This window comes from Dechloromonas denitrificans (assembly GCF_020510685.1).
GTDB lineage: Bacteria > Pseudomonadota > Gammaproteobacteria > Burkholderiales > Rhodocyclaceae > Azonexus > Azonexus denitrificans_A.
Window position 1 is genome coordinate 4,134,139 of record NZ_CP075185.1, and the last position, 25,909, is coordinate 4,160,047.

24 protein-coding genes and 1 tRNA gene are annotated in these 25,909 nt (G+C 60.7%); 19 read left to right on the forward strand and 6 right to left on the reverse strand.

What is annotated here, in order from left to right; all coding sequences use genetic code 11:
* Positions 1-4 precede the first annotated feature (4 nt).
* The 4 genes from KI611_RS19680 to KI611_RS19695 all read left to right on the forward strand — a co-directional run bounded on the left by KI611_RS19680 (position 5) and on the right by KI611_RS19695 (position 4,441).
* Entirely contained in the window at positions 5-487 is a 483-nt protein-coding gene (locus tag KI611_RS19680; protein WP_226417343.1) for a TssQ family T6SS-associated lipoprotein, read from the forward strand.
* Positions 488-870: 383 nt separating this feature from the next.
* Entirely contained in the window at positions 871-1,563 is a 693-nt protein-coding gene (locus KI611_RS19685) for a PEP-CTERM sorting domain-containing protein (protein ID WP_226417344.1), read from the forward strand.
* Between the two features lie 77 nt (positions 1,564-1,640).
* The gene (locus KI611_RS19690) at positions 1,641-2,207 is read left to right on the forward strand and encodes a PEP-CTERM sorting domain-containing protein (protein WP_226417345.1); all 567 of its coding nucleotides are present in this window, start codon (positions 1,641-1,643) and stop codon (positions 2,205-2,207) included.
* Positions 2,208-2,239: 32 nt separating this feature from the next.
* Positions 2,240-4,441 carry a phosphocholine-specific phospholipase C gene (locus tag KI611_RS19695; protein WP_226417346.1) on the forward strand — a complete coding sequence of 734 codons (2,202 nt, stop codon included), beginning with the start codon at positions 2,240-2,242 and terminating at the stop codon, positions 4,439-4,441.
* A 189-nt stretch (positions 4,442-4,630) separates the two neighbouring features.
* Here the strand turns inward: KI611_RS19695 and lpdA are convergent, their stop codons facing one another.
* Genes lpdA through aceE form a run of 3 tightly spaced genes read right to left on the reverse strand, consistent with a single transcriptional unit; the run spans position 4,631 to position 10,747 of the window.
* Positions 4,631-6,406: a dihydrolipoyl dehydrogenase gene (gene lpdA / locus KI611_RS19700; protein ID WP_226417347.1), complete on the reverse strand. Its 1,776-nt coding sequence runs from the start codon at positions 6,404-6,406 to the stop codon at positions 4,631-4,633.
* A 12-nt stretch (positions 6,407-6,418) separates the two neighbouring features.
* A complete protein-coding gene (gene aceF / locus KI611_RS19705) occupies positions 6,419-8,056 on the reverse strand; it encodes a dihydrolipoyllysine-residue acetyltransferase (protein ID WP_226417348.1) in 1,638 nt (545 codons plus the stop codon).
* Positions 8,057-8,071: 15 nt separating this feature from the next.
* The gene (gene aceE, locus KI611_RS19710) at positions 8,072-10,747 is read right to left on the reverse strand and encodes a pyruvate dehydrogenase (acetyl-transferring), homodimeric type (RefSeq protein WP_226417349.1); all 2,676 of its coding nucleotides are present in this window, start codon (positions 10,745-10,747) and stop codon (positions 8,072-8,074) included.
* 289 nt (positions 10,748-11,036) lie between these two features.
* On the opposite strand from aceE, the gene KI611_RS19715 reads away from it, so the two are divergent.
* The 6 genes from KI611_RS19715 to KI611_RS19740 all read left to right on the forward strand — a co-directional run bounded on the left by KI611_RS19715 (position 11,037) and on the right by KI611_RS19740 (position 17,095).
* Positions 11,037-12,911 (forward strand): thiamine pyrophosphate-dependent enzyme, encoded by a 1,875-nt coding sequence (locus KI611_RS19715; protein WP_226417350.1) that lies wholly within the window; start codon positions 11,037-11,039, stop codon positions 12,909-12,911.
* 1 nt (position 12,912) lies between these two features.
* Positions 12,913-13,524: an indolepyruvate oxidoreductase subunit beta gene (locus KI611_RS19720; RefSeq protein WP_226417351.1), complete on the forward strand. Its 612-nt coding sequence runs from the start codon at positions 12,913-12,915 to the stop codon at positions 13,522-13,524.
* A gap of 73 nt (positions 13,525-13,597) precedes the next feature.
* On the forward strand, positions 13,598-14,452 hold the full coding sequence (gene folD, locus KI611_RS19725) for a bifunctional methylenetetrahydrofolate dehydrogenase/methenyltetrahydrofolate cyclohydrolase FolD (RefSeq protein ID WP_226417352.1): 855 nt from the start codon (positions 13,598-13,600) through the stop codon (positions 14,450-14,452).
* Complete coding sequence (gene purE, locus KI611_RS19730) at positions 14,449-14,946, forward strand: 5-(carboxyamino)imidazole ribonucleotide mutase (protein ID WP_226417353.1); 498 nt, start codon at positions 14,449-14,451, stop codon at positions 14,944-14,946. Before folD ends, purE begins: the two co-directional genes overlap by 4 nt.
* A 17-nt stretch (positions 14,947-14,963) precedes the next feature.
* Positions 14,964-16,106 (forward strand): 5-(carboxyamino)imidazole ribonucleotide synthase, encoded by a 1,143-nt coding sequence (locus tag KI611_RS19735; RefSeq protein ID WP_226419952.1) that lies wholly within the window; start codon positions 14,964-14,966, stop codon positions 16,104-16,106.
* Positions 16,103-17,095: an L-threonylcarbamoyladenylate synthase gene (locus tag KI611_RS19740; protein ID WP_226417354.1), complete on the forward strand. Its 993-nt coding sequence runs from the start codon at positions 16,103-16,105 to the stop codon at positions 17,093-17,095. Before KI611_RS19735 ends, KI611_RS19740 begins: the two co-directional genes overlap by 4 nt.
* Before the next feature lie 5 nt (positions 17,096-17,100).
* On the opposite strand, the gene KI611_RS19745 is transcribed toward KI611_RS19740, so the two are convergent.
* A complete protein-coding gene (locus KI611_RS19745) occupies positions 17,101-17,436 on the reverse strand; it encodes a 4a-hydroxytetrahydrobiopterin dehydratase (RefSeq protein ID WP_226417355.1) in 336 nt (111 codons plus the stop codon).
* Positions 17,437-17,567: 131 nt separating this feature from the next.
* Between KI611_RS19745 and KI611_RS19750 the strand changes: the two genes are divergently transcribed.
* The 3 genes from KI611_RS19750 (at position 17,568) to KI611_RS19755 (ending at position 19,144) form a co-directional block, all read left to right on the forward strand.
* A tRNA-Ala gene (locus KI611_RS19750) sits at positions 17,568-17,643 on the forward strand.
* A 242-nt stretch (positions 17,644-17,885) separates the two neighbouring features.
* A complete protein-coding gene (locus KI611_RS22220) occupies positions 17,886-18,032 on the forward strand; it encodes an Arm DNA-binding domain-containing protein (RefSeq protein WP_413464017.1) in 147 nt (48 codons plus the stop codon).
* Between the two features lie 434 nt (positions 18,033-18,466).
* Entirely contained in the window at positions 18,467-19,144 is a 678-nt protein-coding gene (locus KI611_RS19755) for a hypothetical protein (RefSeq protein ID WP_226417356.1), read from the forward strand.
* 64 nt (positions 19,145-19,208) lie between these two features.
* Here KI611_RS19755 and KI611_RS19760 read toward each other — a convergent pair whose 3' ends face one another.
* Positions 19,209-19,493, reverse strand: coding sequence for a hypothetical protein (locus KI611_RS19760; protein WP_226417357.1), 285 nt, complete (start codon positions 19,491-19,493; stop codon positions 19,209-19,211).
* Positions 19,494-19,807: 314 nt separating this feature from the next.
* Here KI611_RS19760 and KI611_RS19765 point away from each other — a divergent pair, with 314 nt between their 5' ends.
* The 6 genes from KI611_RS19765 to KI611_RS19790 all read left to right on the forward strand — a co-directional run bounded on the left by KI611_RS19765 (position 19,808) and on the right by KI611_RS19790 (position 25,386).
* Entirely contained in the window at positions 19,808-21,019 is a 1,212-nt protein-coding gene (locus KI611_RS19765) for a class I SAM-dependent methyltransferase (RefSeq protein WP_226417358.1), read from the forward strand.
* A gap of 21 nt (positions 21,020-21,040) precedes the next feature.
* The gene (locus tag KI611_RS19770; protein ID WP_226417359.1) at positions 21,041-21,424 is read left to right on the forward strand and encodes a cupin domain-containing protein; all 384 of its coding nucleotides are present in this window, start codon (positions 21,041-21,043) and stop codon (positions 21,422-21,424) included.
* Positions 21,425-21,432: 8 nt separating this feature from the next.
* Positions 21,433-22,587 carry a DegT/DnrJ/EryC1/StrS family aminotransferase gene (locus tag KI611_RS19775; protein WP_226417360.1) on the forward strand — a complete coding sequence of 385 codons (1,155 nt, stop codon included), beginning with the start codon at positions 21,433-21,435 and terminating at the stop codon, positions 22,585-22,587.
* Positions 22,584-23,447: a class I SAM-dependent DNA methyltransferase gene (locus tag KI611_RS19780; RefSeq protein WP_226417361.1), complete on the forward strand. Its 864-nt coding sequence runs from the start codon at positions 22,584-22,586 to the stop codon at positions 23,445-23,447. The genes KI611_RS19775 and KI611_RS19780 overlap by 4 nt, the downstream gene beginning before the upstream one ends.
* Positions 23,444-24,670, forward strand: a complete 1,227-nt coding sequence (locus tag KI611_RS19785) for a glycosyltransferase (protein ID WP_226417362.1) — start codon at positions 23,444-23,446, stop codon at positions 24,668-24,670. The genes KI611_RS19780 and KI611_RS19785 overlap by 4 nt, the downstream gene beginning before the upstream one ends.
* Positions 24,671-25,023: 353 nt before the next feature.
* Positions 25,024-25,386 carry a hypothetical protein gene (locus KI611_RS19790; protein WP_226417363.1) on the forward strand — a complete coding sequence of 121 codons (363 nt, stop codon included), beginning with the start codon at positions 25,024-25,026 and terminating at the stop codon, positions 25,384-25,386.
* Between the two features lie 18 nt (positions 25,387-25,404).
* Here KI611_RS19790 and KI611_RS19795 read toward each other — a convergent pair whose 3' ends face one another.
* Entirely contained in the window at positions 25,405-25,764 is a 360-nt protein-coding gene (locus KI611_RS19795) for a hypothetical protein (RefSeq protein ID WP_226417364.1), read from the reverse strand.
* Positions 25,765-25,909 lie beyond the last annotated feature (145 nt).

The window sequence follows — 25,909 nt, forward strand, 5'->3', positions numbered from 1 at the left end:
GCCGATGTCACCCCTCCACCCTTCCCCGCTGCGCAGTGCCCTGAGCCTGCTTGCCCTGGTATTTTTGTGTGCCGCTTGCTCCGCCCCGACGACCAAGGATAGCGAAACGCCTGCCGCCCGGACCGCGAAGGAATCCCGCGCGGACACCAGGGACGGCAGCGCGCCGGCGGTACCGCTCGACAAGGCACAGCAGGAACTGGCCAGCGGCATCGCCAGCTACGAGAACGGCACCTACAAAACCTCCGCCCGACAACTGCAGGCGGCGCTCACCCTCGGCCTTGAAGCCCCCGGCGACCAGGCCAAAGCGCACAAATACCTGGCTTTCATGCACTGCGTCAGCCAACGGAGCAAACCGTGTCGCGATGAGTTCGCCAAGGCCCTCGCCGCCGACCCGGCCTTCAACCTGACCCCGGCCGAAGCCGGCCATCCGAGCTGGGGGCCGGTTTTCCGCAAGCTCAAGGCAGCCGGCAAACCCGCTACGAAGTAAGGCTCAACGCCAGCCAGAAGGGCGACGGGATTTACCGTCGCCCTTCGCTTTTCCAGCTTCGCCTGAGCGCATTTCGCGTTTATTTCTTGCGCGGCACCGACCCGTCGGTACGCGCACCGTGCGCCACTTTGCCGGCCATGCTGCTGACGATGCGTCCGAATGGACCACCGGCGGCTCGTTCTCCGACGGTACTCCACGTTCCGCCCCCTCCCCGCACTAGTTCATTCGGCTCATAAGCTGCGGTCCGTCATGTCATATGGGAGCGCTAAATTGCGCCCCACGCCACGCTTCGGTGGCACCACCTAAATACATCGCCCACATCTCTGTCCTCCCGGACAAGGTGCGGGTGCGCCTTGAAATTTCAAACAATTGTGGATACCAACATGAAGTTTTCCCCCAAGATCGCCGCAGCCCTGCTCTGCGCCTCCCTCAGCCTGGGTGCCCAAGCGGCTTCCTATGGCAACAACCTGCTCGTCAATGGCGATGCCGAAAACGGCACCACCGGCTGGTCCGCCATCGCCGACAACGCCCTCTTCAGTTCCGTGGCCTACGGTCCGAACTGGGTCCAGCCGACCCAGCCCGGCCCGGTGGATCGCGGCAACAGCCTGTTCGTCGGCGGCTCCGGCTGGAGCTACGCCGCCGGCACCCAGACCATCGACCTGAGCGCCTTCACCGGCGCCATCGCCAGCGGCCAGGTCAGCTTCAGCCTGACCGGCTGGCTCGGCGGCTGGGCGGCCCAAGGCGACAACGCCATTTTCCAGGCCAGCTTCCTGGATACCGCCGGTAACGAACTGGGCTCGGCCACCCTCGGCCCCTTGAGCGCCGCCGACCGGAACGAAATCTCCGGCTTGTTCTACCAGGAGGCTTTGGGCCTGCTGCCGAGCGGCACCGCCCGGGTCCGCTTCGTCCTCGACATGGAGCGGCAGGGTGGTGGCGACAACGACGGCTATGCCGACAACCTGTCCTTCTCCCTGAACACCGCAGCGGTGCCGGAACCCGAGAGCTACGCCTTGATGCTGGCCGGTCTCGGCCTGCTCGGCGCAGTGGCCCGCCGCCGTTCCCGCCAGGCCGTCTGAACGGCCAACCAACGAGTCCAGAGGCATCCCCAACAAGGCGATGACTCTGGCTACCCAACCTCTTGTTAGGAATTCCCATGAAAAAAATCATTCGCAGCCTGGCCGTGGTCGCCGCCCTGGCCTCTCTCGCCCCCGCCGCCTCGGCCACCGTGCTGACCTTCGACGACATCGCTAGCGACGGCTTCCTGCCCAGCAACTACGGCGGCCTCAACTGGGTCGTCGATGGATGGACCGCCTTCTCCGGCGAGCAAGCGCCGTTTGCCGCCCACTCCGGCGATTTCCGCATCACCACCCAATGGGGCGGCGACGACGTGGCCGCCACCATCGGCCTGATCACCCCCACCGTCTTCCAGGGTGCCTATTTCGCCGGGCTGTCCGGCGCCGAAGTGAGCTTCAAGCTGTACCTCGGCGGCAATCTGGTCGGCTCCTCGGCCCTGCTCAATCCCAGCGCCACGCCGACCTTCCTGACCAGCGGCTACAACGGCCTGGTCGATACCGTGGTGGTTTCCAGCAAGGAACACGCCGGCTTCGTGATGGACGACTTCACCTTCACCGCCGCCGTACCAGAACCCGAAACCTACGCGCTGCTGCTGGCCGGCCTCGGCCTGCTCGGTTTCACCCGCCGCCGCGCCGCCAAGGCCTGAGCCCTTCCCGCCAACCAATACAGAGCACTCCCATGACCGACATCAATCGTCGCAATTTCCTCCGCAACGTAGCCGCCACCACCGGCGCCGCCGGCGCCCTGAGCATGCTGCCGCCCTCCATCCAGCGCGCCCTGGCCATCGAAGCCAACCGGCGCACCGGCACCATCCAGGACGTCGAGCACATCGTCATCCTGATGCAGGAGAATCGTTCCTTCGACCACTATTTCGGCACCCTGGCCGGCGTCCGCGGCTTCGGCGATCCGTTCCCGATCCCGGTTGCCAACAGCACCGACATCGTCGGCAAGAATGTGTGGACCCAGCCCAACCAGTCGGCCCGCGTCACCGCCAAGCCGATCGCCCCCTTCCATCTGAACACCACCCAGAACTTCGACACCATGCGGGTGGCCGGCACGCCCCACTCGTGGACCGATGCCCAGTACGCCTGGAACAACGGCCAGATGAACGCCTGGCCGAAGGCCAAGCAGAATCACTCGCTCGGCCACTTCAAGCAGTCGGACATGCCCTTCCAGTTCGCCCTGGCCAATGCCTTCACACTGTGCGATGCCTACCACTGCTCCTTCCACGGCGGCACCAACACCAATCGCCTGTTCCAATGGACCGGCACCAACGACCCGCTGGCCCTCGGCAACGGCCCGGCCACCTACAACGATTACGACTGGTTCGATTCCGACCCGGGCCAGATCGGCGGCTATAGCTGGACCACCTATACCGAGCGCCTGGAAGACGCCGGGATCAGCTGGCAGGTTTATGAAAACATGGCCGACAATTTCACCGACAACCCGCTGGCCGGCTTCAAGACCTTCCGCGACGCCTGGTTCCAACGCCCCGGCTACTCCCAGGCCCTACGCGAGCGCGGCATCAGCACCCGCGATCTGGACAAGCTCAAGGAAGACGTCCTCGCCGACAAGCTGCCGCAGATCAGCTGGATCGTTGCCACCGCCGAAGGCTCCGAGCACCCCGGCCCGTCCAGCCCGGCTCAGGGCGCCGAATACACCGCCCAGGTCCTCGATGCCCTGACGGCCAATCCCGAGGTCTGGAGCAAGACCGTCCTCTTCATCAATTTCGACGAGAACGACGGCTTCTTCGACCACGTCCCGCCGCCGGCCGCCCCGTCCTACCTGTCCTGGAATGCCGACCCGGCCAAGGCCGTCCTGGCCGGCGACTCGACCGTCGACACCCGCGGCGAGTATCACGAGCACCTGGTCAGCTACCATAACAACGCCAACGAGCTGGCCCTGCTGCACCGCCCCTACGGCCTCGGCCCGCGGGTTCCGATGTACGTGGTTTCGCCGTGGAGCAAGGGCGGTTGGGTCAATTCCCAGGTCTTCGACCACACCTCGGTGCTCCGCTTCATCGAAACCCGCTTCGCCGTCGAGGAGCCGAACATTTCGCCGTGGCGCCGCGCCGTCTGCGGCGACCTGCTGTCGGCCTTCAACTTCGCCGATCCAAGCGATGCCGAATTCTTCAAGAAGCTGCCGGACACCACGGCCCTGGCCGCCCGGGCCCGCGCCATCGCCAAGCAGCCGACGCCGGTTCCGCCAACCCAGGCCGTCATGCCGGTCCAGGAAGTCGGCATCCGGCCGGCCCGTGCCCTGCCTTACGAGCTGCACGTCCATGGCCGGATCGTCCCCAACACCCAGGCCATCGGCGCCACCAAGGTCGAGCTGGAGTTCGTGAACAGCGGCGAAGCGACTGCCGTCTTCCACGTCTATGACCGCCTCAACCTGACTGCCGTCCCCCGGCGCTATACCGTCGAGCCGGGCAAGGAACTGGTCGGCACCTGGGTACCGGCCGCCGCCGGCACCTACGACCTGTGGGTTCTCGGCCCCAACGGCTTCCACCGCCACTTCACCGGCAACGCCAAGCGGGTCGCCGCCGCTGCCCAGCCCAATCCGGAAGTCCGGGCTGACTACAACCCGGCCACCGGCGAACTGGCAATCACGCTGAGCAACGCCGGCAGCATGCCCTGCACCTTCGTTCTGGTCGCCAACAAGTACTACGCCAAGAACCTCACCCAGGTGGTGCCGGCCAAGGGCGAATACCGTATCGAACTGCCGCTAAGCGACAGCGCCTACTGGTACGACTTCTCGGTCCGGGTGAAGGGCCAGGCCGACTACAGCCGCCGTCTGGCCGGCCACCTGGAAACCGGGGCGCCGTCGTTCAGCGACCCGGCTCTGGGCGGCACCGCCATCGCCGACCAGTACAAGGTCTAAGCAGCAAACCACCGGGATTTCTGCCGCGGCGGAAACCCCCGGCTCCAGCCACCAGGGCGTAGCGGCCAATACCGCTACGCCCTTGTTCATTGTGGGCTCGCCAAAAAAATCGGCCGAACGCCACTTGCGTGGGGTTCGGCCGATTCGTCGGGGCCTGAAGCGGCACATCACCGCATTCGGATCGCCTTGCTATTTCTTGCGCGGGGCCGGCACGTCGGTACAGGTACCGTGCGCCACTTCGGCCGCCATGCCGACCGTTTCACCCAAGGTCGGGTGCGGGTGGATGGTCTTGCCGATATCGACTGCGTCGCAGCCCATTTCGATGGCCAGGCAGACTTCGCCGATCATGTCGCCGGCGTTCGGGCCGACAATCGCCCCGCCGATCACGCGATGCGTTTCGGCATCGAAAATCAGCTTGGTGAAGCCGTACTCGGCACCGTTGGCGATCGCTCGGCCGGAAGCGGCCCACGGGAACTTGGCGGCTTCGACCTTGCGGCCTTCCTTCTTGGCCTGATCTTCGGTGTAGCCGACCCATGCCACTTCCGGGTGAGTATAGGCAACGCCGGGAATCACCGTGGCGTCGAAAGCGGCCTTGTGGCCGGCCGCGACTTCCGCCGCGACGTGGGCTTCATGCACCGCCTTGTGGGCCAACATCGGATTGCCGACGACGTCGCCGATGGCGAAGATGTGCGGCACGTTGGTCCGCATCTGGGCATCGACATTGATGAAGCCGCGATCGGTCACCGCGACGCCCGCCTTATCGGCACCGATCTTCTTGCCGTTCGGCGAGCGGCCGGCGGCTTGCAGGATCATGTCGTACTTGACCGGCTCGGCCGAGACGCCCTCGCCTTCGAACTTGACCCACAGGCCGTCGTCCTTGGCATCGACGGCGACCGTCTTGGTCTTCAGCATGATCTTGTCGAAGCGGTGCAGGTTCTGCTTTTCCCAGACCTTGACCGCATCGCGGTCCGGGCCTTGCATCAGGGCATCGAGCATTTCGACGACATCGACCTTGGCGCCCAGCGTCGAATAGACGGTGGCCATTTCCAGACCGATGATGCCGCCGCCGATCACCAGCATCTTTTCCGGCACGAAGCGCAGTTCAAGCGCCCCGGTCGAATCGACGATGCGCGGGTCCTGCGGAATGAATGGCAGATGCACGGCCGCCGAACCGGCGGCGATGATGCACTTCTGGAAGCGGATGATCTTCTTTTGGCCGGTCTTGTCCTGGCTGCTGCCGGTGGTTTCCTCGACCTCGATGTGATGCGGATCGAGGAAGGTGCCGACACCGCGCACGATGTCGACCTTGCGGCCCTTGGCCATACCGGCCAGACCGCCGGTCAGCTTGCCGACGACCTTGTCCTTGTGGGCGCGCAGCTTGTCGATATCGACCTGCGGCGCGCCGAAGGTGACGCCGAGATCGGCCGCGTGCTGGGCCTCTTCCATCACCGCCGCGACGTGCAGCAAGGCCTTGGACGGAATGCAGCCGACGTTCAGGCAAACGCCGCCGAGCGTTGCGTAACGCTCGACGATGATCGTCTTCATGCCGAGATCGGCCGACCGGAAGGCGGCGGAATAACCGCCGGGGCCAGCACCGAGGACGAGCATCTCGCATTCGAGATCGGCGCCGCCGGCATGGCTGCCGGCGGCCGGAGCCACGACCGGCGCTGCCGCAGGAACAGCCGCAGGAGCAGCCGCTTGCGGGGCGGGGACCGCCGCCGCGGCACCGGTTTCGACCTTGATCAGCAGGGCGCCTTCGGCCACCTTGGAACCAAGCTGGACCAAAACTTCCTTGACCACGCCGTCGACCGTCGAGGGCACATCCATCGTCGCCTTGTCGGACTCCAGCGTGCAGATCGCGTCGTCCACCTTGATGCTGTCGCCAACCTTGACGAACAGGTCGATGACCGGCACTTCGGCAAAATCGCCGATGTCGGGGACTTTCACTTCTACCAGATTGCTCATGGTGTTCTCCCCTTACAGCGCGACGCGGCGAAAATCGGCCAGCAGCTGGGCAACATAGACATTGAAGCGGGTCGCCAGCGCACCGTCGATGACGCGGTGATCGGCGGTCAGCGACAGCGGCAGGGTCAGGCGCGGCACGAATTGCTTGCCGTCCCAGACCGGCTTCATCGCCGACTTGTTGACGCCGAGGATGGCGACTTCCGGCGCATTGACGATCGGCGCGAAGTAGGTGCCGCCGATGCCGCCGAGGCTGGAAATCGTGAAGCAGGCACCGGACATGTCGGCCGGCTTGAGCTTGCCGTCGCGCGCCTGCTTGGCCAGATCGCCGGATTCCTGAGCCAGCTCGAAGACCGACTTCTTGTCCACGTTCTTCACCACCGGGACGACCAGACCATTCGGCGTATCGGCCGCGAAGCCAATGTTGAAATACTTCTTCAGCACCAGGTTGTCGCCGTCGAGCGAGGAATTGAATTCCGGGAATTTCTGCAGGCCCTTGACGCAAGCCTTCATCAGGAACGCCAGCATGGTCAGCTTGGCGCCGCCACCCTTCTCGTTTTCCTTGTTGAGCAGCACGCGGAAGGCTTCGAGGTCGGTGATGTCGGCATCTTCGTGATAGGTCACGGCCGGGATCATCACCCAGTTGCGCGACAGGTTCTGGCCGGAAATTTTCTTGATGCGCGACAGCGGCTTGACCTCGATCTCGCCGAACTTGGCGAAATCGACCTTCGGCCAGGGCAGCAGGTCGAGCCCGCCGCCAAGGCTGGCGCCAGCGGCGACCGGGGCCGCCGTGGCACCGGACATCACGCCCTTGACGTACTTGGTCAGGTCTTCCTTGACGATGCGGTTCTTCGGGCCGGTGGCCGGCACCTTGGCCAGATCGACGCCGAGTTCGCGGGCATAGGCGCGCACCGACGGCGAGGCATGGACCCTGGCGCCGAGCGGCAAGGCCGGAGCCAGGGCGGCCGGAGCGCTGGCAACGGGAGCGGCCGCAACGGTCGAGGCGACCGGAGCAGAAACCGCAGCCGCCGCAGCGGGGGCCGGAGCCGCCACTTGGGCAACGGAAGCGGCAGCGCCGGTTTCGACCTTGATCAGCACCGAACCTTCGCCGACCTTGGACCCGACCTGGACCAGCACTTCCTTGACCGTACCAGCGACGGTAGACGGCACATCCATCGTCGCCTTGTCGGATTCCAGCGTGGCAATGGCATCGTCAACCTTGATGCTGTCGCCGACCTTGACGTACAGCTCGATGACCGGGACTTCGGCGAAATCGCCGATATCCGGCACCTTGACCTCAACCACGCCGCCCGCCGCGGCGGGGGCAGCGGCAACCGGTGCTGCAGCAGGGGCCGGGGCCGTCACTGGCGCAGCGGCTGGCGCGGCCTGGGCGGGGGCTGCCGCAGCGGCGCCACCCGTTTCAACCTTGATCAGCAAGGCGCCCTCGCCAACCTTGGAGCCGAGCTGGACCAGCACTTCCTTGACCACGCCTTCAACGGTGGACGGCACGTCCATCGTCGCCTTGTCGGATTCGAGCGTGACGATGGCGTCGTCGACCTTGATCGTGTCGCCGACCTTCACAAACAGTTCGATGACCGGAACGCTTTCGAAATCGCCGATATCGGGGACTGTGACTTCAATGATTTGGCTCATGTTGTCTCTCCCTGATTAAACCGACATCGGGTTGGGCTTGTTCGGGTCAAGGTTGTACTTGACCAGAGCGGCAGCAACCACTTCGCGCTTGATTTCGCCGCTGTCGGCCAGCGCCTTGAGGGCAGCCAGCGTGACCCAGTGACGGTCGACCTCGAAGAAGTTGCGCAGTTTCTCGCGGGTGTCGGAACGGCCGAAACCGTCGGTGCCGAGCGTGACATACGGCGCCTTGACGAACGGCCGGATCTGCTCGGACAGCAGCTTGATGTAGTCGGTCGAGGCGATGACCGGCCCCTTGGCCCCGGCCAGCTTTTGTTCGACGTGCGACAGCTTCGGCTCGTCCAGCGGGTGCAGCATGTTCCAGCGCTGCACGTCCTGACCGTTGCGGGCCAGTTCGTTGAAGCTCGGGCAACCCCACAGATCGGCCTCGACACCCCAGTCGTTCTTGAGCAGGTCGGCGGCGGCGATGACTTCGCGGAAGATGGTCCCGGCGCCAAGCAGCTGGACGCGCGGGCCGGCCGCTTCGCCACCCTTCTTGAACAGGTACATCCCCTTGATGATGTCGGCTTCCGAACCGGCCGGCATTTCCGGGTGCTCGTAGTTCTCGTTCATCACCGTGATGTAGTAGAAAACGTCTTCCTGCTCCTGGAACATCCGGCGCATGCCGTCCTGGGCGACCACGGCGACTTCGTACTGGAAGGTCGGGTCGTAGGAAACGCAGTTCGGGATCAGGTTAGAGAGGATCAGGCTATGGCCGTCCTCGTGCTGCAGGCCTTCGCCGTTCAGCGTCGTACGGCCGGCGGTGCCGCCGATCAGGAAGCCGCGGGCGCGCTGGTCGCCAGCCGCCCAGCACAGGTCGAGGACGCGCTGCATGCCGAACATCGAGTAACAGATGTAGAACGGGATGGTCTGGACGTTATGCACGGAGTACGAAGTGGCGGCGGCGATCCAGTCGCTCATCGCGCCGGCTTCGTTGATCCCTTCCTGCAACACCTGGCCGGTCTTCGATTCCTTGTAGAACATCAGCTGGTCATGGTCTTCCGGCACGTAGTTCTGGCCTTGCTGGTTCCAGATGCCGACCGAGCGGAACATGCCTTCCATGCCAAAAGTGCGCGATTCGTCCGGCACGATGGGCACGACGTTCTTGCCGACGTTCTTGTCCTTCAACATCATGTTCATGATGCGCACGATGGCCATCGTCGTCGACAGTTCGCGCCCTTCGCCGGATGCCTTCAACAGCGCGGCAAAGGTTTCGAGCGGCGGAATGGCCAGCGGTTCGGCCTGGCGCCGACGCTGCGGCAGGAAGCCGCCGAGGTCGAGACGGCGCTGGCGCATGTACTGGTATTCCGGCGAGTCCTCGGCAAACTTCAGGTAAGGCAGTTCGGCCAGCTTGTCGTCCGGCACCGGCAGGTCGAAACGGTCGCGGAAGCGGCCGACCTGCTCGATGTCCATTTTCTTCTGCTGGTGCGAGATGTTCATCGCTTCGCCGGCCTGCCCCATGCCGAAGCCCTTGATGGTCTTGGCCAGGATCAGCGTCGGCTGGCCCTTGTGGGTGACGGCGGCGTTGTAGGCGGCGAAGATCTTGAAGATGTCGTGGCCGCCGCGATTCAGCGACCAGACCTGGTCATCGGTCCAGTCGGCGACCAGTTCCTTGAGTTCCGGCGTGTTGAAGAAATGCTCGCGGACGTAGGCGCCGTTCTTGGCCTTGAAGGTCTGGTACTCGCCGTCGCACAGTTCCATCATGCGCTGCTTCATGATGCCCTTCTTGTCGCGCAGGAACAGCGTGTCCCACTGCGTGCCCCAGATCAGCTTGATGACATTCCAGCCGGAACCGCGGAACTCGGATTCGAGTTCCTGGATGATCTTGCCGTTGCCGCGCACCGGACCGTCGAGGCGCTGCAGGTTGCAGTTGATGACGAAAATCAGGTTGTCGAGCTTTTCGCGCCCGGCCATGCCGATGGCGCCGAGCGATTCGACTTCGTCGGTCTCACCATCGCCGAGGAAGGCCCAGACCTTGCGATCACCAGCCTTGGCCAGTCCGCGCGAATCGAGGTACTTCATGAAGCGGGCCTGGTAGATGGCCTGGATCGGGCCGAGGCCCATCGAGACGGTCGGGAACTGCCAGAAATCCGGCATCAGCCACGGATGCGGGTAGGACGAAATGCCCTTGCCGTCGGTTTCCTGACGGAAGTTGTCCATCTGCTCTTCGCTCAGGCGACCGAGCATGAAGGCGCGCGAATAGACGCCGGGTACCGAGTGGCCCTGGAAGAAGATCAGGTCGCCGCCGGATTCGTCATGGATGCTCCGCCAGAAGTGCGAGAAACCGACGTCGTACAGCGCGGCAGCCGAAGCGAAGGAGGCGATATGGCCGCCGACGTTGGTGTCCTTGTTGGCGCGGACGACCATGGCCATGGCGTTCCAGCGGATATAGGAGTGGATCTTGATTTCCATGTCGGCATTGCCCGGGTACTTGGGCTGCTGGTCGACCGGAATGGTGTTGATGTATTCGGTATTGGCCGAATAGGGGATGTCCACACCCTGCAGACGGGCTTGGCCGATCACCTTTTCAATCAGGTAATGGGCGCGGTTCGGACCTTCCTGGTTGATGACGCCGTCAACGGCATCCATCCATTCTTTTGTCTCCTGCGGATCTACGTCCGCCGGGTCAGGCAGGGCATTCGGCTGATCGGCCATGGTTTGTCTCCTAAGTTGGCTTCATTCTGTTTTGCCTGTTTTGCAAAACAACTTTAACTCTTTACGAGGGGCTTTGGGTGACTCGGCCGCCCCGTGATTTCCCTTACTTGTTATTCCGCATTGTAAAATCAAACTTCGTATCGTGCAATATTGTGGATAACCCCAATATGGCAAATTCGCTCCCGCAAAGTGAGACAAATCGGAAAAGCGAATCGACTTGCGCTGTATCAAATCGAGGGTTTCGCAGCCACCTATAATCGTCGGTTTCGCATTGACGACAGGAGCACCCATGGCAGCTGTGATGCCAGCCCCGGCGGCCAGCCGGCTTCTTTTATCCGGTAACGAAGCGGTCGCCCGCGCCGTCTGGGAGGCGGGCGTCAAGGTCGCCGCTGCCTACCCCGGCACCCCGTCGACCGAGATGCTGGAAGTGATCTCGACCTACCCGGACCTCTATGCCGAGTGGTCGGTCAATGAAAAAGTCTCGCTGGAAGTGGCGATCGGCGCCGCTTACGCCGGCTCGCGCTCCTTCTGCTGCATGAAGCATGTCGGCATGAATGTCGCCTCCGACGCGCTGATGACGCTGACTCTGACCGGCGTGATCGGCGGCCTGGTCATCGCCATTGCCGACGACGTCGGCCTGTCCTCCTCGCAGAACGAGCAGGACTCCCGCTACTGGGGCCGCTTCGCCCACCTGCCGGTGTTCGAGCCGGCCGATTCGCAGGAGGCCCATGCGATGACGCTGCAGGCCTATGAACTGTCCGAACAATTCCAGGTGCCGGTCATCCTGCGCATGACGACGCGCATCAACCACGTCAAGTCGCTGGTCACCACCGGCGAGCGCGTCGCTCACGCAGGCGCCGGCTTCAAGAAAGAACCGGGCCGTTTCGTGATGGTGCCGGGCAATGCCTGCAAACGCATCCCGCTGATGTTCAAACGCGACGGCGAACTGCGCGCACTGGCCGAAACCTCGCCGCTCAACTTCATCGAGCACGGCTCTGACCGGCGCGTCGGCTTCATCGCCTCCGGCCCGGCCTACATGCACGTCAAGGAATCCTTCCCGAATGCGCCGGTCCTGAAGCTCGGCTTCTCCTGCCCGGTGCCGTTCGAGAAATGCCGCGAACTGGCGGCGCTGGTCGACCAGGTCGTCGTCGTCGAGGAAGTCGAGCCGCTGATCGTGACCGAACTCAAGGCCCAAGGCCTCAAGGTGCTGGGCAAGGAGATCCTGCCGCTGCAGGGCGAACTGTCGCCCAACGTATTGAAACCGGCGATTGCCCGCCTGCTCGGCGAGCCGCTGCCGGCTCCGCAAGCCGTCGTTCCGCTGCAGGTCTTCCCGCGGCCGCCGACGATGTGTGTCGCCTGCCCGCACCTCGGCGTCTATTACACGCTGTCGCAGGTGCGCAACCTGAACATTTCTGGCGACATCGGCTGCTACACGCTGGGCGCCGGTCACCCGTGGAATGCCCTCGACACCTGCGTTTCGATGGGCGCCTCGATGGGCGTTGCACTCGGCATGGACAAGGGCCGCGGCGAAGCCGACAAGGACAAACGCGTGGTTGCCGTGATCGGCGATTCGACCTTCCTGCACATGGGCATGCAAGGCCTGCTCGACATGGTCTACAACAAGGGCAACGTCACCGTGCTGCTGCTCGACAACCGCGCGGTCGGCATGACCGGCGGCCAGGACAATCCGGGCAACGGCCGCGACATTCATGGCGACGAAGCGCCCCGCGTCGATTTCGCCAAGCTGGTCTCGGCACTCGGCGTCAAGGAAGAGCGCATCCACAAGGTCAACCCCTACGAGCTGCCGGTTCTGTTCAAGACCATCCGCGAGGAAGTCAAGGTGCCGGAAGTCTCGGTCATCATCACCGACCAGCCCTGCGTGCTGATCAAGGATTACCACAAGCTGAAACCGTTCGAGGTCATCGACGACCGGTGCACCGGTTGCGGCAACTGCATCGACGTCGGCTGCCCGGCGATCCACGTCACGCGCCGCGGCAAGGAAGTCAAGGCGAGCGGCAAGGAAGTCGACCTCGCTTTCGTGCGCATCGAAAGCTCGGTGTGCACCGGCTGCGGCCTGTGCGTCCAGCCCTGCGCGCCGAAAGCCATCGTGCATTACGCGCCGGTTTCGCCAATCAAGCTGGTCAGCAAGGGATGTGGAGCCTGAGATGAGTGAAAACACCAATATTCTCGTCGTCGGCATCGGCGGCCAGGGCGTCATGACCGCCACCGAAATTCTCGCCGAAGCGGCGATCGCCATGGGCCACGATGCCAAGAAAACCGAAGTCGCCGGCATGGCCCAACGCGGCGGCGTCGTTTCCTCGCACCTGCGTTTCGGCCAGCGCGTCCTGTCGCCGCAGATCACGCCGGGCACCGCCGATGTGCTGCTCGGTTTCGAGTCGGCCGAAGCGATGCGCTGGCAGCACATGCTGCGCCCGGGCGGTATCACTTTGATGAATACGGCCCGCCTGGTCCCGCCGGTCGTCGAGCTCGGCCTGTTCGATTATCCGGACGATCCGCTCGGCGAAATCCGCAAAAGCGGCAACAAGGTCGTCGCCTTCGATGCCACCTCGATTGCCCAGCAGCTTGGCGACATCCGCCTCGGCAACACCGTGATGCTCGGCGCCATCGCCGACCACCTGCCGTTTCCGGCCGAGACGCTGCTCGACTGCGTGCTCAAGCGTTTCCAGCGCAAGGGCGAAAAGCTGGTCGAGCTGAACCGCCAGGCCTTCGCCGCCGGACGGGCGGCCGTCGGGACAGCGGAAGCCGTCGCCGCGTAATCTGTTAAAATACGCGCCAATTCAAAGGGAAAGGCAGCCGCCTTTCCCCTTTTCTTTTCTGTTGGATGCGACGATGACAGCACAAATTATCGACGGCAAGGCTCTGGCCGATGAACTACGCCTGAGCTTCAAGGCCCGCGTGGAAGCACTGACGGCCAAGGGACACCGCCCGGGGCTGGTAGTCATTCTGGTCGGCGAAGACCCGGCCTCCCAGGTTTACGTGCGCAACAAGGTCAATGGCTGCCTAGCCATCGGCATGCACTCCGAGAAGATCACCTACGAACCGACCGTCGATCAAGCCACGGTACTCGCCAAGATCGCCGAGCTGAATGCCGATCCGGCGATTCACGGCATCCTCGTCCAGCTGCCGCTGCCGAAGCATTTCGATGAAGCCGCCGTACTCGAAGCGATTGCCGTCGCCAAGGACGTCGACGGCTTCCACGCCGAGAACATCGGCGCGCTGGCCCAGGGCAATCCGCGCTTCATTCCGTGCACGCCCTACGGCGTGATGAAGATGTTCGAGAAGGGCCATGTCGATCTGAGCGGCAAGGAAGCCGTGGTCATCGGCCGTTCCAACATTGTCGGCAAGCCGATGGCGCTGCTCCTGATCAACGCCGGCGCCACCGTCACCGTCTGCAACTCGCGCACCAAGGACCTGGCCGGCCATACCCGGCGTGCCGACATCCTGGTCGCCGCCGTCGGCAAGCCAAAGTTCGTCACCGCCGACATGGTCAAGCCGGGCGCCGTCGTCATCGACGTCGGCATCAACCGCCTGCCCGACGGCAAGCTGTGCGGCGACGTCGATTTCGCCGGCTGCGCCGAAGTGGCCGGGCAGATCACCCCGGTACCGGGCGGTGTCGGCCCGATGACCATCACCATGCTGCTCGCCAACACCATCGAAGCCGCCGAACGGAAGGCCGGACTATGAGCAATCATCTGCCGCTGATCGGCGTCGTCATGGGTTCGGATTCCGACTGGCCGACCATGCAGGCCGCCGCCGTCATCCTCAAGGACTTCGGCGTGCCCTTCGAAGCCCGGGTCGTTTCCGCCCACCGGACCCCCGACCTGTTGTTCGACTACGCGGCCATGGCTGGTGAGCGCGGCCTCAAGGCGATCATCGCCGGGGCCGGCGGCGCCGCCCACCTACCGGGCATGCTGGCCGCCAAGACCACCATTCCGGTACTCGGCGTACCAGTCCAGTCGAAGGCGCTGTCCGGCGTCGATTCGCTGCATTCCATCGTCCAGATGCCGAAGGGCATTCCGGTCGCCACCTTCGCCATCGGCGAGGCTGGTGCCGCCAATGCGGCGCTGTTCGCCGTCGCCATGCTCGCCAACGACAACCCGGAATTGAATGCCAAGTTGCAGGCGTTCCGCCAGGCCCAGACCGAGAAGGTCCTGGCCATGAAACTGCCGGAAGTTTGAATCCGATGCCTTCGACCATGATCCTGCCGCCCGCCACGCTGGGCATGCTGGGCGGCGGCCAGCTGGGCCGCTTCTTCGTCACCGCCGCGCACGAAATGGGCTATCAGGTCTGGGTCCTCGACCCGGACAAGAACAGCCCGGCCGGCCTGATCGCCGAGCGCCATTTCTGCGACGCCTACGATGACTTTGCGGCGCTCGACGAGTTCGCCAACGGCTGCGCGGCAATCACCACCGAATTCGAGAACGTCCCAGCCGAGACGCTGGACTACCTGGCCAAGTTCGTGCCGGTCCGCCCGTCGGCAGCGGCCGTCGCCATCTGCCAGAACCGTATCGCCGAGAAGAGTTTCCTGCGCGACAACGGCCTGCCGCACGGCCCGTTCGCCGCGATTCACGGCGAAGACGATATCAAGAAGGCCGACCCGTCGCTGTTTCCGGCGATCCTCAAGGTTGCCCGCTTCGGCTACGACGGCAAGGGCCAGGCGACGGTCCACAACTCCGCCGAGGCCCTTCTGGCATTCGCCCGCTTCAATGGCGAAGCCTGCGTGCTGGAACAGCGCCTGAGCCTCGATTACGAAGTCTCGGTCGTCCTCGCCCGCGACCAGCGCGGCCAGGTTCGGTGCTTTCCGACCGGCGAAAACCAGCACACCAACGGCATCCTCGACGTTTCGATCGTGCCCGCCCGGACCACCGGTTGCGTCAAGAGCGATGCCGAAGAGGTCGCCGCCCGGATCGCCGAAAAACTCGGCTACATCGGCACCATGGGCGTCGAGTTCTTCGTCAGCCGGGGTCGCCTGATCGTCAATGAAATGGCGCCGCGCCCGCACAACAGCGGTCACTACACCGTCGATGCCTGCGTCACCAGCCAGTTCGAGCAGCAGGTGCGCGCCCTGTGCGGCCTGCCGCTCGGCGAAGCGCGTGCCCATTCGCCGGCGGTCATGGTCAATCTGCTCGGCGACCTGTGGTTCGACGGCGAACGCTATCGCGAACCCGACTGGACCAAGCTGCATGCCGTGCCCAATCTGAAGCTGCACCTCTACGGCAAGCACCACGCCCGCCCCGGTCGCAAAATGGGCCATTTCACAGTGATCGGCGAGGACGCCGCGACGGTGCAGCAAGCAGCGCTGGCGGCACGTACGGCGATCGGCATCAAGGACGCATGACGCCTTCCGCAGCCGAATACGCCCGCGCCGTCGACTTGCTGCGTGCCGGCAAACTGGTCGCCTTTCCGACCGAAACGGTCTACGGCCTGGGGGCCGATGCCGCCAATCCGGCCGCCGTCGCCAAGATATTCGCCGCCAAGGGCCGCCCGGCCGACCACCCGCTGATCGTCCATCTGGCCGGCCACGACGCCGTCGACCACTGGGCCGAACAGGTGCCGGCCGTCGCCTGGGAACTGATGGAAGCCTTCTGGCCCGGGCCGCTGACGCTGATCCTGAAGAAGCAGGCCTGGGTGCCGGACGCCGTGACCGGCGGCCAGGACACCGTAGGACTGCGCGTCCCCGGTCATCCGGTGGCGCTCGAACTGCTCCGCCGCTTTGCCGCCAGCGGCGGCCATGGCGGCATCGCCGCCCCGTCGGCCAACCGTTTCGGCCGGATCAGCCCGACCAGCGCGGCGCATGTCCAGGAAGAACTCGGCGACCGGGTGCCGCTGATTCTCGACGGCGGGCCCTGTGCCGTCGGCATCGAATCGACCATCGTCGACTGCTCGCGCGGCGAAGCCGTCGTCCTGCGCCCCGGACATATTTCCCCGGCCCACCTCGAAGCCGTGCTCGGCTGCCGTCCGGCGATCGAAACCGCCATCGGCGCACCGCGCGTCTCCGGCTCGCTGGCGGCACACTACGCTCCGCAGACGCCGATGCGACTGATTGCCAGCGAACGCCTGCTCGATTTTCTCAACGCCCAGCGCCACAAGGGCGACGCCTGCGGCGTCATCAGCCACAGCCTGCCGCCGCATGCCGGCATGCCGCATATCTGGCGCATGCTGCCGGCCGATCCGGTCGGCTATGCCCATGAGCTGTATGCCGCGTTACGCGATATGGACCACGCCGGAATGAGTCTGATCACCGTCGAAGCACTGCCCGACGATCCGGCCTGGGCGGCCGTCGCCGATCGCCTGCGCCGCGCCGTGGCGGGCGCCGGACCAGGCTGAAGCAGTCAAATTTCCCGTAGCCGCTCCAGCTTGGCGGCGCAAATGAAGTCGTTTTCCGACAAACCGTTGATGGCGTGCGTCGAGTAACAGACTCGGCAATCCTTGTAGCCGACCGTCAGCTCAGGATGATGATTCTCGCGGTGCGACACCCAGGCAATGGCATTGACGAAGGCCATCACCTCATAATGGTTCTTGAAGGCGAACAACTTCTCCAACCGTTCGTTCCGCAACGCCCAGCCGGGCAGCATTTCCAACAAACCACGCGACGTTTCGGCGGACAACGGCGGCGTGCCGCCCGTGCATGGCTGGCAGCGCTTGTCGAGCAAATCACCACGGTGCATCGCATCTCCTTTTCAGGCATCTGGTCACCGCAGTTGAGAGCCGATTTTTCCGGGCAGGTTCCACCGCGATAGCGTCAGAGGCTTATTAGGCTTTGAGATGGGAATTAGACTGAGTTAGAATTGTTGCAGTTGGGGGGGTAGCTCAGTTGGGAGAGCGCCGCGTTCGCAATGCGGAGGTCGTGAGTTCGATCCTCATCCTCTCCACCAGAAACAAGTTTAGAGTAGCCCGAAGAAGGCCAGAAAACCCCGACAGACCAAGGTTTCTGGCCTATTTTTTGTCCATAGCAGTGCGGGGCCATTATTCGGGGCATCCGCCCATTGCCCGATAGAGAATGCCCCCAAACGCCCCTGACCGACACCACGACCCGCACTGCCAAGCCAAGCGCAAAGCCTGGTCGGCGGGGGCGACCTGTACTTCGAAATATCGATAGCGGGATAAACGCTGGCGACTGAAGAACCGATTCAATTGCAAGGAAAAGCGCTCGGCCCTTGGCATCTATCCCGATGCGAGCCTGAAGGGCGCCCACGAACGACGGGAAGAGGCGAGGAAGCTACTGGCCAATGACGTCATCAATCGCGGGTCAAACCGGCACTGACGAGCGTACCAATGACAATGCAATTCCCGAGATCCCATAAACACCGATTTCAACCGTGAATGGATAGCCTTCGCAGCCAACATCAGCCAAAATGCTGAGCGTTGAAGCAATTTAGATGCTGCAGACCCCATCAATTTTGTTAAGAAAAATCGACAGTTGCCAGAAAAAATGATAAATCCAACTGAAACGATGACGTCGTGTAGACGTGAAGCCCAAAAGATGGCTTGCTCGTTAGAATCGTGATATCGATACTTCAATCGCTACGCAGTTATCTACGCAGCATGCGTAGAGGCAAACACTTGCGGAAAGAGCTGGATCGCTTGCGCGTGCCTCTTGGTCTAGCCGCTCCGAATACGGAGTTGCGCAATCGGCATGCAGGTCAGCGTTGTTTCATTCTTGCCAACGGACCTAGCGTAAAACAGCAAGACATTAGCATGCTCAAGTCCGAGCACGTGATTTCAGTATCAAGCGGTTATCTGCACTCTGAATATTCGGAAATTGCACCCGCATATCATTGCGTGCCGCAAATTACCTATGGCTTGATGTCTCAAGCCGACGTAGTTGCCTGGTTCCGTGAAATGCACCAGAAACTGGAGCACGCGACGCTTTTTCTAAACTATACAGAAGAGCCTGTTGTGCGCGAGGAAGCATTGTTTGTCGGACGCGAAGTGCGTTATACGGTTTTCTCAGGCGGATTTTCCGAATATCCGATAGACGAACTTCCAGATATTGCCTCCTGTATACCTGCCGTCCAGTCTGTCCCCGTCATGTGCTTGATGATCGCCATGTACATGGGGTTTTCGGAGATATATCTCCTCGGCACAGACCATGACCACTTCCGCAGCGGCGAATATAAATATTTCTTCGAGCCAACGGTTTTGCGCGGCAAGGACTGCACGGTAGATGTTAGCGGCAAGCCTCGTTCTTGGTATACAGAGTTTATTGGACTAGCGCGACTTTGGGAGCAATATCGAGCCGTCAAGCAAATCGCTCAGCATCATGGCATCCGCATTTTCAACGCGACTGCTGGTGGCGAATTAGATGAGTTTCCCAGGGTGGACTTTGCATCATTGTTTCCTCCAGCACACGTGCAATCTTTGGACGAGAACTGAGATCGGTCAATTCGTTGTAACCGAGCCAACGTATCGGCTCAGCGGCCGGGCCAGGGCTGGCGCATCAAAGTTCCTGCAACTGAAAAGCGACAAGCAGACAATCCGGATTGTAGGCGACAGCCTTGAGTTTTCGGGGCATGCTGATTGAGCGAGACTTATCGGCACGAAAGAGATTCAAGACGAGGCGGCGCAGAAAGGAGAGGTTCTGGGCGGGATTGCGCAAGCGGATCAGGCTGACGTCTTCGCCGAAAGTGGCATCTAGGCACCAGTGCAAGCCGTTCTCGATGCACCAGTGGGTTCGCACCGCATGGAGGATACGGCGACTGTCGGCGGGGAGCAAACTGGTCACCTAGCGTTTCTCCGTCTCGACCAGATAGCCGCTCTCGCGCGTTGATTCGATGCTGGCGATTGATGCAAGCTTGGACCAGCAGACCTTCAACCCGAGCGGATTGAGCCAATCGAGTTCGCCGATGGCAGCGCAGCGTCTGCTCTCGATCCTGCCCCCCTTGCCCGGGGTTTGGATGCTGAAACCTGCCGCCGGCAGCGCCCTGGCGACCGGGTTCCGAACTTAACTCGACGAGGGCAATCGGATATAATCCCGCGGATTAGCTGACTCCATTGAATCCATAAAACAAAAAGGCATAACCTCCCATGAATTGCCGTATGTGTGGCAGCACCAAGTTGCATAAATTTCTCGACTTGGGTTTTACGCCTCCGGCCGACCAATTTCGGCGCAAGGATCAGACGCGTGAACCGGACATTCATTATCCCTTGCAGGTAATGATGTGCGACGACTGCGGCTTGGCTCAATTAAGTCATGTCGTATCCCCTGAGGTTTTATATCGCAACGACTATCCCTACGAGTCGTCCACCACACGTACCGGTCAGGCGCATTGGTCCGAGTTCGCTGCCAGCGTGGTGTCGCGCTTGAAGCTGGGCCCAAAGGACTTGGCAGTGGATATTGGCAGCAATGTAGGCGTGCTGCTGGGCGCTTTCCGAAGCCAAGGCTTGCGGGTGCAAGGGGTCGACCCTGCGGCAAACATCGTAATGATCGCGCAGGCCAATGGCATCGACACCATTTGTGACTTTTTCAATGAAGATACCGCTCGCACTATCGTTGCCGACAAAGGTCATGCATCGGTAGTTACCGCGACCAATGTATTTGCCCACGTCGACGACGTTGACGCCTTCATCTCCAGTGTCAAATCTCTGCTCAGCGAACAAGGCGTATTGATTTTTGAAGCGCCGTACTTCGTCAATTTGCTCAAGCACAACGAATACGACACCATCTATCACGAACATCTATCGTACTTGTCGGTCAAGCCTCTGTTGGCTTTTTTCCACAAACACGGTATGGAAATATTTCATATCGAGGAGCGAGACATCCATGGTGGCTCTTTCCGCGTGCATGTAGGCAGGGCTGGCATGTGGCCGGTCTCTCCGAATGTAGAACGCATGCTGCAAGCTGAAGTTGACATGGGCATATATCGTCACGACAAGCTGGCCGAGTTTGCTGCTTCCGTACGGCGTAACAAGGAAGAGTTGACGTGGTTGCTTCATTCGCTCAAGCATCAGGGCAAGCGCATCGCAGCCGTCAGCGCTCCCGCTAAGGGCATGACCCTGCTTAATTATTGTCGCCTTGATACAGACGTACTTGATTTCGTCACTGAGAAATCAAAGCTAAAAATCGGCCGCTTTACCCCGGGGGCGCACATTCCCGTGGTGTCTGACGAAGAGCTCCTCAACAGTCAACCTGACTATGCCTTGCTATTGGCCTGGAATTTTGCCGAGGAGATCATTGCTAACTTGCATGAGTTTCGGCGTCGCGGAGGCAAGTTCATTATTCCGATCCCTTTCCCAAAAATCGTCGACTGATTACTTTTAAAGGAACTCCAAATGGAGAAAATTTCCTTGGTCCCAGCATTCAAGGATGCTCGCGGTGAAATTACTGATCTTCTCGAAAACGAGACTATCAACGCAATTACCCGTATCACGTTCAGCAAAGGTGCTGTACGCGCCAACCACTATCACAAGGAAACCACCCAGTGGAACTATCTGATATCCGGCAGTATCAAGCTGGTCAGTCAGATACCCGGTGAGCCAGCGGTTGAGACGGTCATGAAGCCTGGTGATTTCATTGTTACCGGCCCCCATGTGCGCCATGCTCTTGTTGGCTTGGAGGAGGCGGAACTCCTTGTCTTTACCAAGGGACCGCGTGGAGGTAAGGAATACGAAAGCGACACCTTCCGTCTTGACGTTCCGCTGACTACAGGCCTTTGAAAGACATCATGTCCGTGCAACCGCATCAACAATCGTCCGCGCCCATGCGTCGCGTACCAGTCTCGCAGCCTTTACTAGGGGCAGAAGAGAGCCATCACGTCAATGAAGCCTTGGCCAAGGGTGCCATCTCGGGTTTCTTTGGAGACTACCTGCCGATGTTCGAGCAGGAATTTGCGGCCTATTGCGATTGCGCTCATGGCGTATCGGTGTCCAGCGGAACTACCGCGCTACACTTGGCACTAGCTACCCTGTCGATCGGTCCTGGCGACGAGGTGCTAGTCGCCTCTCTGACCAATATGGCAACGTTTTTCGCGGTGCTATATCAGGGCGCTCACCCTGTGCCGATTGACGCTGAGGCCGACACTTTGAATCTTGACCCAGCGCTATTGCGGGCGAAGATCACTCCCAAGACCAAGGCAATCCTGGTGGTTCACCTGTTTGGCCACCCGGTCGACATGGACCCTGTCATGGAGGTTGCGCGCGAACACAATCTTTATGTAATCGAAGATTGTGCGGAGGCTCATGGTGCTTTATATAAAGGTCACAAGGTAGGCGGCATCGGCGACATCGGCTGCTTCAGTTTCTACGCCAACAAGGTGATCACCACCGGTGAAGGCGGTATGCTGACATTGAACAACGCCGAGTGGGCTGCCCGCGCACGTAATCTCAAGGGATTGGCGTTCGGCGACCAAAACAAGTTCATGCACAAGGACATTGGCTATAACTTCCGCATGACAAATCTTCAGGCGGCGATTGGGCATGCCCAGTTCGGTAAAATCGAACAGATCATCAGTTCCAAGCGGACGATCGCTGAGAAGTATAACCAACGCCTGCACAGCCGCGATGACCTGCAGTTGCCGATTGAAAAGCCGTATGCCCGTAGTGTGCACTGGATGTATATAGTGCTCGTCAAAGGCCGCAATGCTGGTCGGCGCGCAGAAGTGATGCGTGCGCTAGCACAAAAGGGCATCGAAAGCCGCGAGAACTTTCTGCCGTACAACATGCAAGAGATTTTTATCAATCGCGGCTGGACCCGGGCCGATGAATGCCCGGTTGCGAATGACCTTGGGCTGCGGGGTTTTTACCTGCCTAGCGGCCCTTCAATCTCTGATGATGACATTAATTACGTATGTCAGAGCCTAATCGAAGCGTTGAACCAATGAGTGCAGTTGCGCTCGCGACGGCTGAAGAACATGAGCCGATTCCGTTCGACGAATATTCCGCAATATATGACCTGATATATCGCAATAAGGACTACGCTAGTGAAGCTGAGTTTGTCGCCGCTTTGCTACGGCGCTACGCGCCGCAAAATGACGCATCGGTCCGGATTTTGGATATGGCCTGTGGGACTGGGCGCCATGCACTAGAGTTAGCGGCCATGGGATTTGCTGTAGAGGGCAGCGATATCTCATCAGGAATGGTTGCGGTGGCCCGCAAAAACGCGGTTGATCGCGGGTTGGATATAAGATTTCATGAGTATTCCTTTCAGACTGCCAACGCAATTCCGGGCTCTTTTGACGTTGTGTTGGCTATGTTTGCATCGCTCGGCTACCTCACTGATTTCGCGGACTTTTCGCTGACCTTGCACAATGTCGCAAAGAAGCTTGCGCCAGGCGGCATTTTCATTTTCGATGTATGGAACGGTGCCGCGGTGCTAACACAGTATTCCCCTCACAAGGTCAGGCAAGATGAGGATGACGAGCGCAAGGTGGAGCGAATTTCCCGTACGACGTTGGATGGTGTTACGCAACAAGCTATCGTAAGGTTCGAATTCAAGGTCGAGTATGCCGATGGCGCGGTGAAGCGTTTCAGTGAAAACCATCATGTGCGGTTTTATTTTCCTCAAGAAATGACCGACCTGTTATCGGCCCTTGGTTTTGAGGTTCTTTTCCGATGCCCCTTTTTGGAGGTGGATCAGACATTGGCTAGCGATGATTGGAACATGACTTACGTCGTGCGAAAAAAGCCGGGCAAAGCTGAGGCTTTGCCTCTTAGCCGTCAGCACTCAGGGAGCGCGGGTTGAAGGTCGGGTTCTTCTTTAATGACTTTTCCCCGCATTCTGGCGGCGTATTTACCTACCAGCAGGATGTCTTTAGATCCTTTCTGGAGTTGGCAGCGGAATCAAAGCACGAGTTCCACATTATTTGCGAGCATGACAAACATAAGGATTTTTCTGCCCTTCCGGGCCATCCTCTTAACGTCCATGTCTCTCCCATGGCAGCACCTGAGCCACCGCTCACGCCACGCCGGCGCGTAATGCGATTCTTGCGGCGTGTTCTAGAAAGACACAGCACAGCACTTGCCGACAAAAAAGAAACCATCAGTCGTGCCGCAAATGTCTTGGCGTGTAATGAAATCGAATTCACCTGGTCGATAGGACACTATGAGCACGAAGCTTTTGACGTGCCCTACATTACCACCGTTTTTGACCTTCAACACCGGCTGCAGCCATGGTTTCCTGAAGTCAGCCAAGGGGGCCTTTGGGATATCCGCGAAGAGTTTTTTAGTCGCTATGTCAGGCGAGCTGCATATGTCATTACCGGCACCGAAGAGGGCCGTCGCGAGATCGAAAGATTTTATCGAGTTCCCGCTAAGCGAATCCGAGTTCTTCCCTTACCGACACCCAGTTTTTGCTTAAACCAACCACAATCCGACTTTCTATCCCGACTCTCGGCTTTGGGGATTACGGGCCGCTATTTGTTCTATCCGGCACAATTCTGGGCACACAAAAACCACGCTAATTTGTTGCACGCACTGCGCTTGCTCAATGACGGTGAGACTGAGCCGTTCCAGCTCGCGCTAGTCGGTTCTGATCACGGAAACCTTGACTACGTGCGATCGCTGGCGCGCACCCTTGGCATAGAGCAACAGGTGCTATTTCTCGGCTTTGTTACTCGTGAAGACCTGATTGCGCTTTATCAAGGGGCATTCGCTCTTACCTACACAACCCTATTCGGTCCCGACAATCTGCCTCCCTTGGAAGCCTTTGCCCTCGGCTGCCCAGTGATCATGTCGGACTATGACGGCGCCCGGGAACAATTAGAGGATGCGCCTCTATATGTCGACACAACGGCGCCGGAATCGATCGCCACTGCAGTTCGACAATTGTTGCAAGATACCAGCTTGCGCCAGAAAAAGATCGAACTGGGGCATATCCGTGCTCAGCAATGGAGTTCTGCGGATTATGTACGAGAAATTTTCTCAATACTTGACGAGTATGCCGCAGTACGTCGATGCTGGAGTTAAAATTAAAAAACGCACGGAATTATTGCTTGTTTCCAATGCAGTTCAAACAATGCTGCAGAGTCGACACGTCTGATTTGGCTATATAGGATTGCGTCGGTTTGCCCAAAGGATACGCAGTATCAGGCACAGCGATCAAGGGAAAGATTACAGTTCTGATTTACTCCACCAACTCGAATGCAAGCAAGACCGCAGAAGGCCGAAAACTTCCAGAAGGTACGGGTTTTCGGCTTTTTGTTGGGCATCGCGACAGTCGACCCATCTGCTGTCGCCCGGGGCCATCGATCTGCTGATCCGCCCCGCTTGGCGCACGGACACCAACACAAGGGATTGTTTTCGCAGTAAGCGGCACCGCTATGGATCATTCAAGTCTTAAAACCCATGCCAGTTTTGCATGGCTCCTGGCATGGCGAGCCCTGCTTGCCGGCATCGCCCTCTATACCGCGCTGGAGAAGCCGTTCTGGACGATGGTGACGGCGCTTGCCGTGCTCGGCTTCCTGCTGCTTCTTGGCGAAGCGGCATTCAAGAGCAAGGTCTATTTCGAGCATGAACGACTGCGCCTGGCGAAAGAACAGGAAATGCGCGAGCAGCGGGCGAGAGAAGCGGCGTTACGCCGCGAAGCGATGGAAAAGGCCAAGCAGACTCCCCGGCGAAGTTTCATGAGCCTGGATGACGACGAACCGTCAGACGCCCCCATCGGCGAGATCAAAACCCAATAGGCGGCAGGCTGAAAAAAATCAGCAATTGGCCGGGCAATCGCGCTCGCTGGCCATCCGGAGCCAGAAGGCGGCGATTTCTTCGGCCTTGATTCGCCCGCTGCGTAAGGCCGAGCCGAGAACCGCCTCGGCATCCTTCCGCCGGCCAAAGATGACGTAAATTTCCGCCTCGGTCAGCGGGCTGACATCTTCGTCGTCGTCCCCGGCAAATCCGGTCGACCCGACCTGGTCGAATTCGCTGCTCGGGATGCTCAGCCAAAGATCCTTGGCAACACCCGCTGTTCTGGCGGCCTTCTTTTTCCTGAAAGACCCCAGGCTGGCGACCAGGTGACGTCGAACGAGGCTGGCAATTGGCGCAATGGAAATCGGATTATTAGACATCGGCGGCAGTCCTCCTGCTTATTACTTTGAATCGAAAAACAGCAAGGTGTCGTTGGCAAGGTCGCCAAAACACCCAGGCAGTACGGTGATGCCTACATCAACAGCAAATGCCATACCAGAGGCCATCCAATTGATTTATCGGGTG